Genomic DNA, 17,349 nt, shown 5'->3' with positions numbered 1-17,349 from the left:
TCTCATTTGTGAATCAGACTGCAACGGAATCGGGAGTTTCTTCGCCTCCGCCGAGCGCGGGGTACGCCGTCTTAGTGGGGGCGTTCTTTCACATTTTCAGTCCCGCGAAGGCGGCGCGGCGGGCGGTGAATGGTTCGCCCTGGGGGTTCTTTGTCTTCTTCGCCGGCGGCCTGCTCTTATACGGCGGCACCGTGACGTGTTTGCTCATGTGGGATTTGACGGTTGAGCGTACCTGGGCGCCGCCGCCAATCACCAGTACCGGGCCAACGAGCAGGCCGATCTACACCCCGCTGGCGACTCGCACGATCTCGTTCGCCGAAGTCTGGCAGGAGGCGCATGCCGGCGGCACGATCGGTGACCTGGAGTTTTTCTTCCTCGGGGCCTGCGCGTTGGCATTTGGCGCCGCGGTGTTCTCCGCATGGCTGCTGCTGCCGGTGGTCTATGGCGGCGGTTCCGGATGGGCGGCGTTCCGGCGGACGTTTCGCGCCGTCGCATCAGGATTCGGCGTCTTATGGTCGCTGACCATCCTCATCGGCGGGTTAATCGTACTTTCGAATAATCTGAGCGATTCGGCGGGTTTTGTACTTTCGAGAGACATCATTGATCCATACTTTCTCGCGATTCTTTTTTTTGGCAGCGCGGGCTCGCTGGTCTACTGGCTCAGTGCCGCGGCGCGCGGTGTTGCGCAAGCGCCGAGCGATGAAGATCAGCCCCCACGCTGCGAAAGCTGCGGCTACGATTTGACCGATCTCCCCATGGAAGCTCGCTGCCCGGAGTGCGGCATGATTGTGGCGAAGTCGCTCGTCGATACGCCCCGTCGCGGGTGCGCCTGGCAGTTGGTACGAAGTCCCGGCGCATGGCTGCAAACCGTCTCACACGTCGCGATTCGCCCGGCGGATTTCTACAACCGCCTCAGGCTTCGTGACGATGTCGATGCGACTCGCCGCTTCGCCAGGGCCGGCTATCCGCTGATCGGTATGTGCGCGGCCGTGTGGTTCTTCTTAATGTTTGCGATCTACGAGAGACAATACAAGAATGCGATGTTGTACATTCCCCTCGTGGCATTGCTTCTGTTTCCGATTCTCTCCTGGATGGTTCATCGTTTCATCGGCGCAATGGCCGCCTCGTGGTGGATCGTACACGGCATCCTCCCCGACAGCCGCTGGGGTGAGACGGTCATCCGCTACGAATCCGCGTTTCTCTGGGCGTTCTGTGCGTTCGACGGCATTTTGCTGACGAGTTACTGGGCATGGGGCAAATGGATCAGCCGCCTGGCACGCGATTTCGGCATGAACTGGATATCCGGCATCTCCGCGGAGATCCTCGCGATCCTGGTGCTCAACGGCTCCCTGTGCTGTCTCTGGCTCTATCGATACCACATCGCGGCGAAGGCCGTGCGTTGGAGCAACTTTTGACGCCTCCATCCAATTACCCATTGGACACTTCCGGAAACGTGGCTCCGCTGAGCTGCTATCAATGCTCGTATGATCTTCGCGATTTGGCTGTGACGGGTCGTTGTCCCGAATGCGGGGCAGCAATTTCAGCATCGCACGCGTCGCGGGACTGGCTCATCCGAAGTCAGTCGGACATTCGTTGGTTCTTCTGGGGTTCCTTTTTCGTGGTTCTTGGAATCTATCTGGAGCAAATCCCACGAATCGTGTGTATATGGACGATCGCGAATGAACACCTGTTCGTGCCGTCCTGGAAAGGGGGATTCTTTTTGCGCTTCTGCCAAAATACATACACGCGATTGGTGTACTTCGGCCCGCTGGCTTACGGCATCGGTGCGATTCTCATTCTGTGGCCGGCTCAGCGGCGTAAACGCGTTGCATCCCCAATGCTGTGGAGGTGCTGGGTCGTCATGACGCTGGTCGGTTCAGGTGGCTATGGCTGGGGAGGCCAGATGTTCACCGTTCCCAGTGTCTTTTCTCGTTTCTATTCATTGTGGACTTATCAGATATCGAGTTATCTCGTTATGGTGCTTATGCTCTTAGGTGTTCTACTCTTCCGCCGGGCAAGGCGCATTTTTATCGAGGATCATTGGCTCGCCGATTTTGGCCTTCTGGCATGCGCGATTCCATTAGCGCCTATCTTAATCTGGCACTTTGATACCAAGTGGGGGGCTTGGGTATTTCAGTATGTGATCCCCCCGCTTTGGATCGGAGTCTTCATTTACTGGCTGATCGGGCGAAGACGAACCTGTGGTCGAGTTGCGAAGCTCGCCGTTTGGACGATCGCTGACGGAGCGGATCATTGATGAGTGACTTCCAGATCAACACACCCGCCATTCCCTAAATCAGTGCCCCTGTTCCGCCGCGTCGCCCTGCTGCAGCCGCGAATTCCCGACGGCAACGACCCTCCGAATCTCGGGATCATGTACCTGGCCGGCGTCCTGATCGACAAGGGATACAACGTCCGCAATGCCGCGGGCTCGTCACCGAAGGGGGCCGCGCACGATTCATCGCAGAACTGATCTCGTTTCGTCGTAGCATTGGGGGGTGCGTGGGCGTCTCGCCCGCACGAAACGGCGGCCATATTGTCAGCGTGAGGCGCCCACGGTCACGGTCAGTTCCCCAAGCCGCTGCGTCCACGTATGCGCCGCCTGCATAATGCGCGCCGCATCCAGCGCCTCGCTCACGAAGATCGAGGGCTCGCGGGCATATCGGCGTAGCCCATCGACCAGTTCCCCGCACGTACCAAACGTCTGAATGTGCCGGCCCGTCTCGACATATTCCGCGTAGGGTCCGTTCCCGTCCCGATGCACCGCCTGCCGAACAAATAGCACCTGTCCTGCGGATAGCGCGTCGAGCGCCGCCTGATTCAATCGCTCGCCGGTGTCGACAATCACGACGCAGCCATAGCGCTCGGCGAAATCACCCATCTCATCCGGCTCCGGCCGCTTTCCGCACACATATGGCCCGAGAACCGAATCGTCCCGCCAGCCGCCGCCGAACAGATCGAACTCAATGCCCGCCTCCGCCATCGCATGCAGCGCGGCGCGACGCACAATCAGCGGACCAAGAATCGTCCGAACGCGATCCAGCACGCCCAGGATCACTTCCTCGCTCTCAATCCGCATGCCAAGCTGCTTCATCGCGCGGTTCACGATGTCCGCCGCCGACTCATCGGTGTATCGATCCGCCTGGGCTTCAATCAGCTTCGCCGCCGCCTCATAGAGACGAATATGCGATCCGAGGTGAAGGCCCGCACCGCGCGCCGAGACATCGCCGCCGTCGGCGACCACGGCGATTCGCGTCGTCGGTTGATTCGACCGGCGCAAAAGACCCGGCTGAGCGGCAGGGGGGACGACCATCGTCCGATCCATCTCGATGCCATTCGCAGCGCACATCTCACGCGTCGCGCTGTCCGGCACACCCAGCCACTGGCCCGCGCCGAGCCTGCCGGCCAGCGAGGGGTCTGCACGCTGCCCAGGCATCAGCAGCGTCGCGACCGTGCAGTCCGGCAGCGCAAAACCGAGTTCCGCTTGCGTGCACCCCAGCAGAATGACGAGCGACGGGGCGAATCGCTGCACGGCCTCTCCCATCGCCTCCGGCCGAACGAGGATCGGCTGATCAAGCGCGATCCGGCAGGATCGCCAATTCATCTCGGCGGCGGCAATCTCAATCAGCTTCGCCGTGCGGAACACCCCGGCGTCCACGACATTCGAGACGATCGCCACCGCCGTCGCGGATGAGCCCGTCGACTGCCCAGCCTCACGCTCGTCGCCTACTGCCGCCTCACCGCGCCCCGCGAATCGCGCGGCATTCACCTCGCCCAGTCGCGACGAAACCTCCGCGATCATCTGCGAATCAAACCACGGCCACGACAGAATCCGCTGCGCCTCAAGGTAGCCCCGGTGAGTCTGCATGAATGCCCGAAAGTCATCCCACGCCGTCGGGCCCACAAATAAAACAAACCGCCCCTGGCGAATCTCCCGCGAAAAATCGACGAGCCTTAGCGCCAGCGCCGCGGCCGATGCATTCGGCTCAACCACGAAGACCGCCTGATGGGCTGCCAGCCGATCGAGCAGGCTCCGCGCCTCGCGCCCGCTGCCCAGCGAGTAGAGCAGAACATTCGCCGAGCCCGGCTGAAATGCCTCGATCAGGGCCGCGCTGCTCACGCTGGGCATCGACGTGCGCCCGAGCCAGCGCAGGACGCCGTCCGCCTCCCGCCATTGGTAGGTCGGCTCGCCGTCGCGACCACTGACATATTGGATTAATTCGGGATGCCGCGCCGTCGCCAGTAGTTCGGCCAGCGCGTGTCGAGATTTTGATAGTTCGGAAAGGTTGCCCTCGAGCACCGCTGGGTCGGGGCCTGTCGCCGCGCTCGTGGTCATGCGTGCAATCTATCGTCGCCGCGTCTCATTGCAACGCGCCGAACCAGCGATCGAAGGCAATGTACGCCAGCAGGCCCGTCCACAGCACGTAAAGAGCAATGGGCAACATGAGGGTGCCGCGCGTCACCTTGGGCGCAAGCTCCTTCTCCCAGGCGTATGTATCGGTCGCCGTCGCTTTCGTCGTCGCCATGCTATTCCTCGTCCTTCGATTCGGAGACCCGTCGCCCGGGCCTCGCGTTGGCGGCAAGATCGATCTTGTAGGACAGGTCAAACGCCTTGCCGAACTCATAAACGTCGGAAAAGTCCTCGATGTCGTCGTCCGGCTGCTTGGCCAGAAGGCCCTGATCCACCAGCGAGAACACCATCCTGCCGAAGTCCCGGGTCGTGCGAATGCCCCAGTGACGCAGCACCACGGCAGCCATCAGTCCCCAGTTTTCCACCGCCAGATCGCGCAGCCCCCAGCAAAGGTCTTCGCCGGAAACGTGCAGGTTCAAATGGTCGGCGGCAGCCTCCAGGTCGCCGATCTGCCGGATCATGTTCACGATGACCGGGGGAATCTCGCCGCGAGACAAGAGCACGGGGAGCTGGCTCAGCTCGGCCTGATGTTCCTGAAGCCATTGCAGGATGCCGCGCACCACATCGGCGCGGTCGCCGTGGGTCTTTCGCACCGTGTAGTCAAGCCCCTGCCGCAGGAACTCAAAGGCCTGTGGGTGATAGGGCGATTCGACCGCCGTTGTGGTCGGTGATGGTGATGTAATGGGCTTCTTCTTGGACATCGGTCACTCGTGCCCCTGACGCCGAGCCTCATGAATCGGCATTCGGGGGACGTTCTTCTGAACGATCTGCCGGCGGTGGAGGTTCACCCATTTTACCGCCTTCTGCCGGCGGTGTCGCACGATTGTCGGATTGATCTTGGCGTCCCGCGCCCCCGCGGCGACCCCTGCGACCGCGACGACGGCCGCCGCGCGGTCGATCGCGACCGGCATTTCCGCCGCCTTCGCCCCCGCCCGCAGGGCCCGATTCGCCCGTGCGCGGCTGCGCCGATTCACCCACGGACTGATCCGTCGAGCTTCCCGGCGGCGGAACCTGGTTCTCACCGGAAGGGGTCTGTTGTGGAGGAGGCCCGTCCCGTCGAGGCCGATCACCGGGGGCATCCGGCCCGCGCCCGGACGGTCGACGTCCGCGCGCGTTGGCATCGTTCGCCGCAGCCGGATCCATCGGCGCCCGCTTGGGCAGATTTCGTTCGAGCAGATCCTCCACGCCGACGGTCTCAATCCGGTCGCCGTCGTCGTAAATGATCGACACCAGTTGCGTGAGAATCTGGCGGTCTCGCACCGTGCCGATCCCGGACTCCGTACGCACGCGATTGCCCACGCGCGGCAGCTTCTTGTCCAGTTCCTCGTAGCCCTCGTGTTCGTATCGCAGGCAGCATCGCAGGCGACCGCACCGGCCGGAAACCTTTGACGGATCGAGCGTCGCCTTCTGAATCTTGGCCATCCGCATCGACACGGGCCGAAGCGTCTTCAAAAAGTTTTTGCAGCAGCACTCCCTGCCGCAGATTTCAAAATCCGCGACCAGCCGGGCCTCGTCCCGCGCCCCGACCTGGTGCATCTCGATGCGCGTGTGATATTCGTGAGCTAGCTGGCGGACGAACTCCCGGAAGTCGATCCGGCCTTCCGCCATGAAGTGATAAATGATTCGCTCGCCGCCGAAGATGTGCTCACAGGCGACGAACTTCATGTCCAGGCCAAGCTCGCGGGCCAGTTCCCGGGCGCGCAGGATTTTTTCCCGTGAGCCATCGACCAGGTGCTTTTCCTCGATCAGGTCCTGCGGTGTGACCGCCCGCAGGATCCGCCCGCTCTTGAGCTGATAAAAGTCGGGGCCGCTCTTCTTCATGTAGTCGAGCATCGTCTGACGCTTGATGGACTTGTCACAGCCCGTGCAGGTCAGGCTCACCTGCTCGCCGATTTCGATGCCGCGCTGCGTCTGAATGACGACTTTCCCGCCGCACCCAAAGAGCATCCCCGGGGCATAGCGAAACTCCCCGATGTAATTCATATAGCCGTAGCGCACGGCGCAGGTCGGGTAGATTTTCTCCAGCCCATTGCCGCAGCGCCCGTTCGGATCGCACCCGCTGGGGCTGAAGCTGGCCGGCCCCTTATACTCCGGACGGTCATTGAGAACTGTCAGATCTGCAACCATCGTCGGATCCTTCCGCACACGCCGGGACGACAACAGCGGCGTCGCTCGCCGGCATAAAGATTCACAACCAATAAATCGTCGGAACGGACTACTTCACGGTCCGGCCCTCTGCCCCATCAGTCTAACGACTTGTCCGGCCAGTGGATAGGTTCGCGGCCCCGGGGCGATGAGGCGGACGCAGAACCCCTGGGAGCAGGTCCGTAAAGCTCCACTGGTGATTTCGGGAGGCTCGACTGCCCGATAGATACAGGTGGGAGATGTGCGCCGTGAATTTCGCGCCGCCGTCTCGGGTGGGAGCGATCCAATGAAACAAATCGGCATAATGACGGTAACGCTACTCGTGACGTGCGGCTTCGCCTGCGGTCAACCGGCCCACCAGGAGGCCGACATCGCCCGCTATCGCAACGACCCCAACGCGCCGGAGACCATCTCCCTCCTCGGCAGGCCGCTCTACGCAAACCCGCCCGCCTCTGAAAAAGCCAAGCTGGAATCAGACCTGCGCAGGGCCGAAGCCAATGCCCGCGCGAATCCCGGCAATCCCGACCTGCTCATCTGGGTCGGCCGACGTCTCGGCTACCTATGGCGAATGACCGACGCCATTAACGTCTTCACCAGCGGGATCGAGCGGCATCGAAAGTACGCCCCGCTCTATCGCCATCGCGGCCATCGCTATATCACCGTCCGGCAGTTCGACAACGCCATCGCCGACCTCCAAAGCGCCGCCCGCCTCATCTCCGGCACCGAGGACGTCATCGAGCAGGACGGCATGCCCAACGCGCGGAACATCCCGCTGACGACCCTGCACTTCAACGTTCACTATCACCTCGGCGTCGCTCGTTATCTCAAGGGCGATTTCTCCGCTGCTCTCGATGCCTTCGGCGAGGCCATGAAGGCCGGCGGCAAGTACGACGACAACGTCGTCGCGGTCACCGACTGGATGTACATGGCCCTGCGCCGCATGGACCGCGACGAAGAAGCGGCCAAACTCCTCGAGCCCATCAACGAGGGTATGGACATCATTGAAAACAAGGCCTACTTCCAGCGACTCCTCATGTACAAGGGCCTGATTTCCCCCGAGAGCCTGCTCGATGTTCAGAAGGCCTCAGACCTCGACCTCGCCACCATGGGCTACGGCGTCGGCAACTGGCGCCTCTGCAACGGTGATCGCAACGGGGCGAAGGAAATCTTCGAGAAAGTCGTCGCAGGGGGCTATTGGCCGGCATTCGGTTACATCGCCGCTGAGGCCGATCTGGCCCGCATGAAGAAATGACGCCGCCCGACTCAGCCCGCTGACGCCGCGAGAAACTCGGCGATGGCCTCGCGCCAACTTCGCAAGGGCGCGCCGACCGTCTGCACAAATCGTCGGTTATCCAGAACGGAGAACGCGGGCCGCTTCGCCGGAGTCGGGAATTCCGCCGTGCTGACAGGCCGAACGGGCGTGCCGATCCCGGCGACACGCAGTATCTCCCGTGCAAACTCATACCACGTGCAAATGTCGGAGTTGGTCACGTGCATGATGCCGGTCGCTTCCGGATGTTGCGCCAGGCGATAGATCGCATCGGCCAGGTCCTTGGCATACGTCGGAGAGCCGGCTTGATCGTTGACCACGCGAAGCTCCGGCCGCTCGCTTGCCAGGCGCAGAATCGTCTTCGGAAAACACGGCCCATCCTCACCAAAGACCCACGCAGTCCGCACGATCAAAGGCGATGGATGCCGGCCCGTGACCGCCTGTTCGCCCAGCAGCTTCGATCGACCGTACCAGCAGAGCATTTCCGGCGGCGCCGGCGGCTGATCCTCGCGGTAGGGCAGGGCGGAAGTGCCGTCGAAAACATAGTCCGTCGAGATATGAATCAATCTCGCCCGGACCTTCGCCGCCGCCGCCGCAACGATGCCCGCCCCCTCGCCGTTAACCCGCTGGGACTGCTCTTTCTCCTGCTCGCACGCATCAACTTTCGTAAATGCGGCGCAGTTGATAATCACCCCCGGCTTCTCCCGCTCCACCACATGACCCACGGCCTCCGCATCGGTGATATCGAGCCCGGCCCGGTCCAGCGCGATCGTCTGCCATGTCTTGTCCAGCGCAAATCGCCTGGCAAGCGGACGCCCCAACAAACCGCCTGCCCCGGTGATCAAAACGCGAGAAGTCTCAGACACCTGCCTACTCCCATTACTCGCGCCTATTCTTCGTTCAGCGTGAAAACTTGCAAGCCGCCGACCATCGCCAGCGGGCGGTAGTTCTTACCAATAAACTCCCCGATCGCATCCTGCACCGGTGCGTTCGTGCCGGGGTACACGATCAATCTCGGTAGCTTCGGCTTCTTCCGCAACTCCGCCAGCATCATCTCGCGCAAGGGCGGGCTGTTGCACTGCGACATCAGATGAAACCGCGTCGGACAACGGCGCTCGGCGAGAAAGTAGAGCAGCGGCTGATCGCTCAGGTCCAGCAGGTAATCATCCGCCGCGCTGTGGCGCTGAATCAGCCCCACAATCGCCCCCAACTCGGCGTTCTGTTCGTAGGGAATCTTGACGCTTCCGATTCGAGGCAGGCTTGCCTGAACAAGTGTGCCTTCTGCGGATTGAAGATGCGCCGGCACAAAACGACTCTCACGCCCCGTCATCCGCCGTACCAGTACGCCGCCATCCGCCACAAGGACCAGCGTCAAGCACACGAAGACCACCATCCCACCGGCGACCCTGCGCGAAACATCCGGCCGCTCGACCTTGCGCGTGTACCAGAACAGCGCAGCCGCGAAAAACGCAAACACCCCCGTCACATAGGCGACGTGCCAGATATCGGACTGCGCCATCGGGCTCAACCAAAAGCAAATGCCCAGCAGGGAGGCGAACAGCAAAGTCTGATGAGCAGGTGCGTCGCCGGATTCGCATCGGCCGAAGGCGATGACAACGCCCGCGAGATAAGCCAGCGGCAAGACGTAAAACATCCCCGCCACCGCGCCCATCACCAGCAGGTTCGCGCTCCACGGCTGACCGGTAGTCCACGTCAATGCCGGATACTCGTTCGGCCAGACCTCGCCGCGCAGGCCGAACTGAATCCGCGTGTTTTCGATGAAATCCCCCAGGATGCCGCGGGCGCCGCACCAAATCAAAAACGGCCCGAACACAACGAAGAAGCCGAGCGCGTACGTCACCAGCGCCCTCGCCGTCCCATGTGATCTATCGCCCACGTCCCTCGTCCAAAGCATTCGTCGGGCCGCAAGCCAACTCATGATGGCCAGCCCGACAAACACGCCCGTCTCCATGCTGTAAAGCGTCGCAAGCCCGGTGCAAATGCCCGCGACCAGCATCCATCCCCATCGCCGATGATGGCGCCACATCCCCGTCGCCGCGACAGCCGCCATTGCCATCGCCGGCCGCTCGCTGATCTCATAAAGCCCGCAGACCAGAATCAGCCCCAGCAGGGCGACGGCCCGCACATCCCGCAGCCACGCCATCCCGGCAAAGAGCACCGCCAGCGGCCCCAGCACCGTCAGATATCCGCTGTAAATGTAGCTGTTTCGCCCAACCCGCCGAAGCGACTCCACCGATGCCCCCAGCCACTTGCAGGCCAGGTACGGCTTGATCACATCCTCGCCCAGCCCGTGCGACACATAGACATCGCGGTAGGGCAGGGCCCCCGCGGCCAATGCGTCGTAAGCGGCCAGCCGATCGCCCTCGTGATACAGATCGATCGGCCCGTCGGTGTCACCGTTGTAGCACACGGCGCACACGGCGGCGGCGATCAGCAGAATGGATAATAAGGGTGACAGGCCTCGCCGCGTCGCGTTCGGGGCGGCCTCGGCGTCGGGATGGGCGGACTCAAGCGTCACGACATCACGCCGGTCGGCGGGCCGGCGGCCAGATCGTCCGCAGGGCGGTGAGAATCGTACGCGTCGCGGCCGACTTATTGAGCGTGTAGAAATGAATTCCCGGCGCGCCGCGCTGCAGTAAGTCGAAGCACTGCGCCGTCGCGTAGGCCACCCCCTGCGAAAGAACGGCGTCCTCGTTGTCCTTAAGCCGATCCAGCTCCGCCATCAGGCTCTCGGGAATCGTCGCCCCGCACATCTGCGTGAACCGCCGCACCTGGTCGACATTGGTAATCGGCATGATCCCGGGAATGATCGGCACGCCAATGCCCGCCGCCCGCGCCCGGCTGACAAAATCGAAGTACGCCTGGTTGTCGAAGAAAAGCTGGCTGACAAGAAACTGCGTCCCGGCGTCCACCTTCCGCTGAAGGTTCACCAGATCGGCGTCGAGATCGCGCGAGCCGTCCGGCCGCACGCATTCCACGTGGCCCTCCGGATAGCAGGCCCCGCCGACGCAGAATGGATGCGTCGCCTTGATGAACTCCGCCAGCTCGTTCGCGTATCGAAAGCCCCCGGCCGTCGCCTTAAACTTCTCCTCGCCCTTGGGCGGATCGCCGCGCAGCGCCAGGACATTGTCCACGCCCGCCTGCCGTAATCGCTGCAAGACCGTCCCGATCTCCTCCCGCGTCGAACCGACGCACGTCAGATGCGCCATCGCCTCGACGCCGTAGTGCCGCTGGATCTCCGCCACCAGCTCGATCGTCCGGTCCCGCGTGCTGCCGCCCGCGCCATATGTGACCGAAACAAACGTGGGTTGCAGATCGCGCAGCGAACGCACCGACTGTCGCAGTTGCTCCAGCCCGTTGTCCGTCTTCGGCGGGAAGAATTCGAATGAAAAACAGGGACGGCCTGTTGAAAGCAGCTCGCGGATTCTCATGTCGGCCTATTCACTTCTCGAAGGATGCCTCGCGTCGCATGGATGCCGCGACCACGTCACTGCTTCTTGGACTTTTTCCCGGTCTTCTTGGCCTTCGCGCTGGGGGCGTCCGCCGGCCGCTTGACCTTCAGTTGCGCCTCGACCGCTTCCACGAACTCCGTTGCGTCCGGGGCCACCCGATGCTCAAACCGGCCGACGACGTGCCCGGTCCGGTCGATCAGAAACTTGTTGAAATTCCACGGGATCTCCCCGCCGAACTTATGCCCCGCCTCCTTGGAGGTCAGATACTTGTACATCGGGCAGATGCCCTCGCCCTTGACCACCACCTTGGAAAACATCGGAAACGTCACGTCGTATTTCTTGGTGCAAAATTCCCTGATCTCCGAATCAGTCCCCGGCTCCTGCTTGCCGAACTCATTGGCCGGAATGCCGAGAATGACCAGCCCCTTCTTCTTATACTTGCGGTACATCGCCTCAAGGCCCTTGTACTGCGGCGTAAATCCGCAATACGACGCGACGTTCACCACCAGCACAACGTCGCCATAGTACTGCGTCAGGTCCTGCTCGTTGCCCTCGATGTCCTTCATCTTGAATTTCAGGGCCGGCATCTTCGCGTCACTCTCTTCCTGCGGCTCCGCCTCCTTGGGAGGCTCCTGCTTCTTGCTCTGCATCCCAGGCACCGGCCCCTTGGCCAGCGCCGATTGGAGTCCACCCAGGCCAATCACCCCGGCGAAACACGCAACCACCAGCGCCTTCGCGCAGCTTCCAGCATCCCCGATCAAATTGCGATTTGTCATCTGACTTCTCCGTCCGTTTTTTCCCGGCTCAGGCTCGCTGCGAAACTCGGCGAATCGTAGCGCCCTCATGATCCTTCGGCCGCCAAGCCGCGTCAACCGGCACCGTCGCGGTAGGGCGGTTGACGCACTTCGCCCTCGACCCGCTTTGACACCCCAACGAGCGGGTCATACGCTCCGCAAAATGACCGCCGCCGCCGTGATTCCCGCCCGCTTTGCTTCATCCCGCCTGCCGGGAAAACCCCTCCTGCGCGAGACCGGCAAATACCTCATTCAGCACGTCTGCGAGCAGGTTTCAAAGGCCAGGCGGCTCACTTCCGTCATTGTCGCGACCGATGACGAGCGCATCGCGAAGGCCGTCGAATCGTTCGGCGGTCAGGCGCGGATGACGCGCCCGGAGCACCCCAGCGGAACCGATCGCGTCGCCGAAGTCGCCGCCGGCCTCAATGAAAAAATCATCCTCAACATTCAGGGTGACGAGCCCGAGATCGAACCCGCCGCCATCGATCAATTGGTCGGTCTGTTGGAAGAACGCGATGCCGCGCCGATTGCAACGCTCGCCTGCCCCTTTCCCGCCGATGCCGATCCCGCCGATCCCAACACCGTCAAGGTCGTGGTCGATCAGCGGGGCCGCGCCCTGTATTTCTCCCGCGCCCTAGTTCCCTATCCCCGCGACACCGCCGGCCGCATCAGCGACCCGCGCGCCTATCGGCTGCACATCGGAATCTACGGCTACCATCGCGAGACCCTCCTGCAGCTCGCCCGCCTGAAGCCCTCGCCCCTGGAGCAGGTGGAGAAACTGGAACAACTTCGTTTTCTGGAAAACGGCTTCCCCATCGCCGTGGGATCAGTGGATCGCGCCGCCGTCGGCATCGACACGCCGGAAGACTATTCAGCCTTCGTCGCCCGCATTCGCGCCGCCCAGAGTCGCTGAAGCGATTGAACGATGCGCCTGGCCATTTGCGGCTTGGTCGATCTTGGCCAAACCTGCCACTCGCCGCCCCTCACCAGATACTCCGCCGATGCCCGATCCGTCCCCACATTGCCAGGGTCGTTAAGGATGATCGCGTCGCAGTGCTTTCGCTGCAGCTTCTTCTCAGCGTGGGCGCGGCCGTCGTGGTCTTCCATCGCAAAGCCGATCGTGACGCGCCGTCCCTTGGACCGCCCCAGTGTCGCCGCGATGTCCGGCGTCGGCGCCAGTTCGATCCGTCGATTCATCATCTGCTTGGGAAGTTTCTTGTCCGCCCGTTTCTTCGGCCGATAGTCGCTCACCGCCGCGCAGAAAATCGCCGCATCGGCACCCGCAAACGCCCGCCGGCTCGCCCGCAGCATCTCCTCCGCCGTCTCGACCCGAATGAGCTTCACCCTGGCCGGCGCGGCCATCTCCACCGGCCCGCTTACCAGCGTCACCCGATGCCCCGCCTTCGCCGCCGCTTCTGCAATGGCATAGCCCATCCGGCCCGTCGATGGATTGGAAATGAAACGAATCGTGTCGAAGTATTCGCGCGTCGGCCCGGCCGTAATGACCAGCTTCAGCTTGATCTCTTTCTGGAGTCGCTTGCTCGGCCGTTTGCGGTTGGTTGACACGAATGACTTGTCGCTATTTGGAAGCGCTCTTCGGCGGGCTCTGCTTCAGCGTCGAAACCACCACCGACAGAATCTCCTGCGGCTCGGGTAGTCGACCGGCCCCGATCGTCCGGCACGCCAGCCACCCTTCGCCCGGCGGCATCACGTGGTAGCCGTGCCCCCGCAGCGAATCAAGGTTCTTCTGAACGATCGGGTTCTCCCACATCAGCGTATTCATCGCCGGGCACAGCAAAACGGGACACGCTGCCGACATGACCATCGTGCTCACAAGATCGTCCGCCAGCCCGCAGGCGATCTTGCCGATCATGTTCGCCGTGGCCGGCGCGACGACAAATGCGTCGGCCCGGCCGGTCAGGTTCAAATGCTGGGGATCGTGATAATTCTCTGAGTGCCACAGGTCGGTGAAGACCTGCCGGGCCGTGAGCGATTCAAAAGTAAGCGGCGTGATGAATTTCTGCGCGGCCGACGTCATGGCGACCGTCACGCCCGCGCCGCGTTGCACCAGCGCGGAGACCAGGGTCGCGACCTTGTAAGCAGCGATTCCCCCACAGAGGCCGACGACGACCTCATAGCCGGCCAATTCAGAAGCGTCAGGCATTGGAGCCGACATCGTGCCGATTGCCGTCCATGTTGGCTTCGATCTTGCCGTCGATGATCTCTTTCACGACGATCTCCATCGGCGTCATCTTACCCGGCTCGACGAGCGGCCGAGCCCCCATCATCAGCTCCCGCATCCGCCGCTGAATCAGCGCCGCCAGCTTGAAGCGGCCGCCGACACGATTCACCAGGTCTTCATTCTTCAGGTCATAAATCATCGGTTCACTTACCTCGCATGGCCGGACCCGCTCCGGGCTTTTTCCAAATTGACGATTCGCTCGCGAATCTGCCTCACCGTCTCTTCGAGATCGTCGTTGATAACGAAACAATCATAGCATCCGCTTTCGTTGGCGTACTGAATTTCACCGTCGGCCTTCGATAGCCGCTGGCGAATCGCATCGGCCGCATCGGTCCGCCGGCCCTCGATCCGCCGCCGCTGCTCGTCCGGGGTCGGCGGCAGCAGGAAAAACGCCATCGTATTCGGCAGCTTCGACTTCACCTGCAGACATCCCTGGATGTCGATCTCCAGGATGATATTCCGGCCTTCTTCGATCGCCGAAGTCACCGCACGAAGCGGCGTACCGTACATATGGCCGTACACCTGGGCCCACTCCAGCAGCCCGTCGCTGTCTTTGAGCCGCTCAAAGGCCTCCGGCGTCACAAACTGGTAGTCCCGGTCATTCTCCTCATTCGGCCGGCGCTTGCGCGTCGTCACCGAGATGCTGAACTCCGCGGGCAACTCCTCGCACAACCGGCGGCAGACCGTGGACTTCCCGACGCCGCTGGGGCCGCTGATGACGATGACGTTCCCTTGCCTTTGTCCGATTCCTGCTTCCATGCCGCTTCTGTTCGCCGACTACTCGACGTTTTGCACTTGCTCCTTGATCCGATCGATCGCCGCCTTTACCTCCACAACGTGTCGGGCAATCAGCGAGTCAGACGCCTTGCTCCCGATCGTGTTCGCCTCTCGAAGCATCTCCTGCGCCAGAAAGTCCAGCTTTCGGCCGGCCTCTTCCTTCGACGCACACAACTCCGCGAACTGGTCCAGATGACTCAGCAGGCGGGATATCTCCTCGTTGACGTCGCAGCGCTCCGCGAAAACCGCCACCTCGCGAACCAGCGCATCCTGATCCAGCGACAGGTTCGCCGACTCCATTAACTGCGAAACACGCTGGCGCAGCTTCTTGTGATACTCTTCAACCACCAGCGGCGCCCGCTCGGCGATGCTCGCCACCCGCGTGCGAATCTCCCGGCAATGCAGCGCCAGGTCCTTCTCCAGCGCCTGCCCCTCAACCCGACGCATCTCCACCAGCCGCGAGATGGCCTCTTCGGTCAGCCGCGAAGCCACCGCAAACTGCCGGGCGAGCAGGTCCGGGTCCATCTCAATCGGCTCGCAGATTCCCGGCAGCTCCAACAGGCTGGCCAGATCTATCTGTGCCGCCTTGCTCCCCGCCGCGATCTGCTCCAATCGCGAGACGTATCGCTGAAGCCCCGCCTCATTAATCTCAAATGCCGTCGGGGCGTTGTCGCCCTTGAGTCGCAGGCTGTAGGAGATGCTCCCGCGTCCCAGCTTGGCCCGCAGCAGCTTCTCGATTTCCACTTCGTAACGCTGCAGATGATCCGGCAGCTTGATCGACGCCTTGAAGTAGCGATTGTTGACGCTCCGAATCTCAGCTCGGTAGGAAACTGCGTCCTCGCAGGCCTGCGCCTCGCCAAATCCCGTCATGCTCAGAATCATGTAGGCCTCCGCCGCGGCTACTGTCCGCCCGGCGTGGTTGATTCCGATGGCGCCGCGGGCGGCGTCGTGGACTCAGCAGGGGGCGGCGGTGTCGCACTGCCGGCCGGCGCCTCGCCACTCTGCGCCGGGGCCGCGCTGCCGGCGTCAACCGGCGTCGCACCTTCAGTCACGGGCGCCGCGTCTGTGCCGGTCGTCCCGGCATCCGGCATCAGCGTGGCCGGAGGCGTCGTCACCAGCTTCGCCGGCACGAAGACATAAACACCGATCACCGACAGAACCAGAAACAGCGCCGTAAACGCGACCGTAATGACGGTCAGGACGTCGCCGGTCTTCGTTCCGAAGGCCGTGTTGCCGCCGACGCCGCCGAAGGCGCCGCTGAGGCCCGAGCCCCGGTTCTTCTGAAGCAGCACAAGGCCGATCAGCATCACGGATACTGTCGTGAGCAGAATGGTCACGATGGTCGTTCCAAAGCTAGCCAATACGAGCGTACTCATAATCCTCAACCCTGTTGTCCGTGGGCCTTGATGCAGGCCTCGATGATCGCTGCGAAGTCCGGTCCCTTCAGGCTCGCGCCGCCCACAAGGGCGCCGTCAACGTCGGGACAACTCATTAATGCCGCGGCGTTGTCAGGCTTGACGCTGCCGCCGTATTGTATGCGAATCTCTCCCGCTACGCTCCGTCCCAACTGCTCCGCCAATCGCCCGCGAATGTGACGATGCGCCTCCTGGGCCTGCTCCGGCGTCGCGTTGCGACCCGTCCCGATCGCCCACACCGGCTCATAAGCAATGACCAGCCGTTCCGGCGACGGAATCGTCACCCCCGACAGTCCGCCTTCTATCTGCCGGGTCAGCACCGCCTCGGTCTGATTGGCGTCACGCTCCGCCAGCGTCTCGCCCACGCAAAGGATCGGCGTCATCGCAACCGCCAGCACCGCCCGGCACTTCGCCGCGATCGTTTCGTCGCTCTCCCCGAATACACCGCCTGCCGGATTCTTCGGCCCGATCGTGTGCCGCCGCTCGCTGTGCCCGACGATCACGTACGAGCAGCCCGTCTCCTTCACCATCGCCGCGGACACCTCGCCGGTAAAGGCGCCGGTCGACTCGTAGTAGCAGTCCTGCGCCCCCATGCGAATCGGCGAATCGGCAATCGCCTTGGCCATCGGAAACAAGTAAACCGACGGCGGGCAGATCGCCACGTCGATCGTCGGCGCCGCCGGCAGCCGCGTGCGCAAATCCGAAACCAGCGCCCGCGCGGTCGCCAGATCGAGATTCATCTTCCAGTTGCCCGCTACAAATCCTCGTCGCATATCACGCATCCCGATGAATTAACAACCGATCCAATCGTCCGAAAAAATC

At 62.6% G+C, this 17,349-nt stretch carries 20 protein-coding genes; 5 read left to right on the top strand and 15 right to left on the bottom strand.

Annotation, left to right across the window (positions count from 1 at the left end; genetic code table 11):
* Window positions 1–8: 8 nt before the first annotated feature.
* The 3 genes from HS101_15215 (at window position 9) to HS101_15205 (ending at window position 2,473) form a co-directional block, all read left to right on the top strand.
* On the top strand, window positions 9–1,415 hold the full coding sequence (locus HS101_15215) for a hypothetical protein (GenBank protein ID MBE7507618.1): 1,407 nt from the start codon (window positions 9–11) through the stop codon (window positions 1,413–1,415).
* 83 nt (window positions 1,416–1,498) lie between these two features.
* Window positions 1,499–2,257 (top strand): hypothetical protein, encoded by a 759-nt coding sequence (locus tag HS101_15210; protein ID MBE7507617.1) that lies wholly within the window; start codon window positions 1,499–1,501, stop codon window positions 2,255–2,257.
* A 3-nt stretch (window positions 2,258–2,260) separates the two neighbouring features.
* Entirely contained in the window at window positions 2,261–2,473 is a 213-nt protein-coding gene (locus HS101_15205; GenBank protein ID MBE7507616.1) for a hypothetical protein, read from the top strand.
* A 66-nt stretch (window positions 2,474–2,539) separates the two neighbouring features.
* Here HS101_15205 and HS101_15200 read toward each other — a convergent pair whose 3' ends face one another.
* From HS101_15200 to HS101_15185, 4 genes are read right to left on the bottom strand one after another with little or no spacing between them, the layout of a single operon-like run.
* The gene (locus tag HS101_15200; protein MBE7507615.1) at window positions 2,540–4,336 is read right to left on the bottom strand and encodes a hypothetical protein; all 1,797 of its coding nucleotides are present in this window, start codon (window positions 4,334–4,336) and stop codon (window positions 2,540–2,542) included.
* 25 nt (window positions 4,337–4,361) lie between these two features.
* Entirely contained in the window at window positions 4,362–4,526 is a 165-nt protein-coding gene (locus HS101_15195) for a hypothetical protein (protein MBE7507614.1), read from the bottom strand.
* Between the two features lies 1 nt (window position 4,527).
* A complete protein-coding gene (locus HS101_15190) occupies window positions 4,528–5,112 on the bottom strand; it encodes a hypothetical protein (protein MBE7507613.1) in 585 nt (194 codons plus the stop codon).
* Between the two features lie 28 nt (window positions 5,113–5,140).
* The gene (locus tag HS101_15185; protein ID MBE7507612.1) at window positions 5,141–6,538 is read right to left on the bottom strand and encodes a hypothetical protein; all 1,398 of its coding nucleotides are present in this window, start codon (window positions 6,536–6,538) and stop codon (window positions 5,141–5,143) included.
* A gap of 322 nt (window positions 6,539–6,860) precedes the next feature.
* Here HS101_15185 and HS101_15180 point away from each other — a divergent pair, with 322 nt between their 5' ends.
* Window positions 6,861–7,808, top strand: a complete 948-nt coding sequence (locus HS101_15180; GenBank protein MBE7507611.1) for a hypothetical protein — start codon at window positions 6,861–6,863, stop codon at window positions 7,806–7,808.
* An 11-nt stretch (window positions 7,809–7,819) separates the two neighbouring features.
* Here HS101_15180 and rfbD read toward each other — a convergent pair whose 3' ends face one another.
* The 4 genes from rfbD to HS101_15160 are packed head-to-tail and all read right to left on the bottom strand — an operon-like array spanning window position 7,820 to window position 11,886.
* On the bottom strand, window positions 7,820–8,692 hold the full coding sequence (rfbD, locus tag HS101_15175) for a dTDP-4-dehydrorhamnose reductase (protein MBE7507610.1): 873 nt from the start codon (window positions 8,690–8,692) through the stop codon (window positions 7,820–7,822).
* A gap of 23 nt (window positions 8,693–8,715) precedes the next feature.
* Window positions 8,716–10,365 (bottom strand): hypothetical protein, encoded by a 1,650-nt coding sequence (locus tag HS101_15170; GenBank protein MBE7507609.1) that lies wholly within the window; start codon window positions 10,363–10,365, stop codon window positions 8,716–8,718.
* A 4-nt stretch (window positions 10,366–10,369) separates the two neighbouring features.
* Complete coding sequence (gene metF, locus HS101_15165) at window positions 10,370–11,278, bottom strand: methylenetetrahydrofolate reductase [NAD(P)H] (protein ID MBE7507608.1); 909 nt, start codon at window positions 11,276–11,278, stop codon at window positions 10,370–10,372.
* A 56-nt stretch (window positions 11,279–11,334) separates the two neighbouring features.
* Window positions 11,335–11,886 (bottom strand): glutathione peroxidase, encoded by a 552-nt coding sequence (locus HS101_15160; GenBank protein ID MBE7507607.1) that lies wholly within the window; start codon window positions 11,884–11,886, stop codon window positions 11,335–11,337.
* 370 nt (window positions 11,887–12,256) lie between these two features.
* On the opposite strand from HS101_15160, the gene kdsB reads away from it, so the two are divergent.
* Complete coding sequence (kdsB, locus tag HS101_15155; protein MBE7507606.1) at window positions 12,257–13,006, top strand: 3-deoxy-manno-octulosonate cytidylyltransferase; 750 nt, start codon at window positions 12,257–12,259, stop codon at window positions 13,004–13,006.
* Here the strand turns inward: kdsB and HS101_15150 are convergent.
* From HS101_15150 to HS101_15120, 7 genes are read right to left on the bottom strand one after another with little or no spacing between them, the layout of a single operon-like run.
* Complete coding sequence (locus tag HS101_15150; GenBank protein ID MBE7507605.1) at window positions 12,961–13,659, bottom strand: phosphopantothenoylcysteine decarboxylase; 699 nt, start codon at window positions 13,657–13,659, stop codon at window positions 12,961–12,963. The two genes, kdsB and HS101_15150, sit on opposite strands and share 46 nt — an antisense overlap.
* A 13-nt stretch (window positions 13,660–13,672) precedes the next feature.
* On the bottom strand, window positions 13,673–14,239 hold the full coding sequence (locus tag HS101_15145; protein MBE7507604.1) for a phosphopantothenoylcysteine decarboxylase: 567 nt from the start codon (window positions 14,237–14,239) through the stop codon (window positions 13,673–13,675).
* Between the two features lie 10 nt (window positions 14,240–14,249).
* Window positions 14,250–14,474 (bottom strand): DNA-directed RNA polymerase subunit omega, encoded by a 225-nt coding sequence (gene rpoZ / locus HS101_15140; protein ID MBE7507603.1) that lies wholly within the window; start codon window positions 14,472–14,474, stop codon window positions 14,250–14,252.
* Window positions 14,475–14,482: 8 nt separating this feature from the next.
* Window positions 14,483–15,094 (bottom strand): guanylate kinase, encoded by a 612-nt coding sequence (gene gmk, locus HS101_15135; protein ID MBE7507602.1) that lies wholly within the window; start codon window positions 15,092–15,094, stop codon window positions 14,483–14,485.
* A gap of 18 nt (window positions 15,095–15,112) precedes the next feature.
* A complete protein-coding gene (locus tag HS101_15130) occupies window positions 15,113–15,994 on the bottom strand; it encodes a YicC family protein (GenBank protein ID MBE7507601.1) in 882 nt (293 codons plus the stop codon).
* Window positions 15,995–16,011: 17 nt separating this feature from the next.
* Complete coding sequence (gene secG, locus HS101_15125; GenBank protein MBE7507600.1) at window positions 16,012–16,488, bottom strand: preprotein translocase subunit SecG; 477 nt, start codon at window positions 16,486–16,488, stop codon at window positions 16,012–16,014.
* Window positions 16,489–16,493: 5 nt separating this feature from the next.
* Complete coding sequence (locus tag HS101_15120) at window positions 16,494–17,300, bottom strand: triose-phosphate isomerase (protein MBE7507599.1); 807 nt, start codon at window positions 17,298–17,300, stop codon at window positions 16,494–16,496.
* Window positions 17,301–17,349: the final 49 nt, after the last annotated feature.

Source organism: Planctomycetia bacterium (assembly GCA_015075745.1).
In the GTDB taxonomy this organism is placed as follows: domain Bacteria; phylum Planctomycetota; class Phycisphaerae; order UBA1845; family UTPLA1; genus UTPLA1.
The sequence above is the reverse complement of the archived record's forward strand: the minus strand, read 5'-3'. Positions and strand labels throughout refer to the sequence as shown.

Coding starts and splice junctions, on each gene's coding strand:
- HS101_15190 (MBE7507613.1), bottom strand. CDS start 5,112: ATGTCCAAGAAGAAGCCCATTACATCACCATCACCGACCACAACGGCG.
- HS101_15185 (MBE7507612.1), bottom strand. CDS start 6,538: ATGGTTGCAGATCTGACAGTTCTCAATGACCGTCCGGAGTATAAGGGG.
- rpoZ (MBE7507603.1), bottom strand. CDS start 14,474: ATGATTTATGACCTGAAGAATGAAGACCTGGTGAATCGTGTCGGCGGC.
- metF (MBE7507608.1), bottom strand. CDS start 11,278: ATGAGAATCCGCGAGCTGCTTTCAACAGGCCGTCCCTGTTTTTCATTC.
- kdsB (MBE7507606.1), top strand. CDS start 12,257: ATGACCGCCGCCGCCGTGATTCCCGCCCGCTTTGCTTCATCCCGCCTG.
- HS101_15195 (MBE7507614.1), bottom strand. CDS start 4,526: ATGGCGACGACGAAAGCGACGGCGACCGATACATACGCCTGGGAGAAG.
- HS101_15130 (MBE7507601.1), bottom strand. CDS start 15,994: ATGATTCTGAGCATGACGGGATTTGGCGAGGCGCAGGCCTGCGAGGAC.
- HS101_15120 (MBE7507599.1), bottom strand. CDS start 17,300: ATGCGACGAGGATTTGTAGCGGGCAACTGGAAGATGAATCTCGATCTG.
- secG (MBE7507600.1), bottom strand. CDS start 16,488: ATGAGTACGCTCGTATTGGCTAGCTTTGGAACGACCATCGTGACCATT.
- HS101_15160 (MBE7507607.1), bottom strand. CDS start 11,886: ATGCCGGCCCTGAAATTCAAGATGAAGGACATCGAGGGCAACGAGCAG.
- HS101_15200 (MBE7507615.1), bottom strand. CDS start 4,336: ATGACCACGAGCGCGGCGACAGGCCCCGACCCAGCGGTGCTCGAGGGC.
- HS101_15180 (MBE7507611.1), top strand. CDS start 6,861: ATGACGGTAACGCTACTCGTGACGTGCGGCTTCGCCTGCGGTCAACCG.
- gmk (MBE7507602.1), bottom strand. CDS start 15,094: ATGGAAGCAGGAATCGGACAAAGGCAAGGGAACGTCATCGTCATCAGC.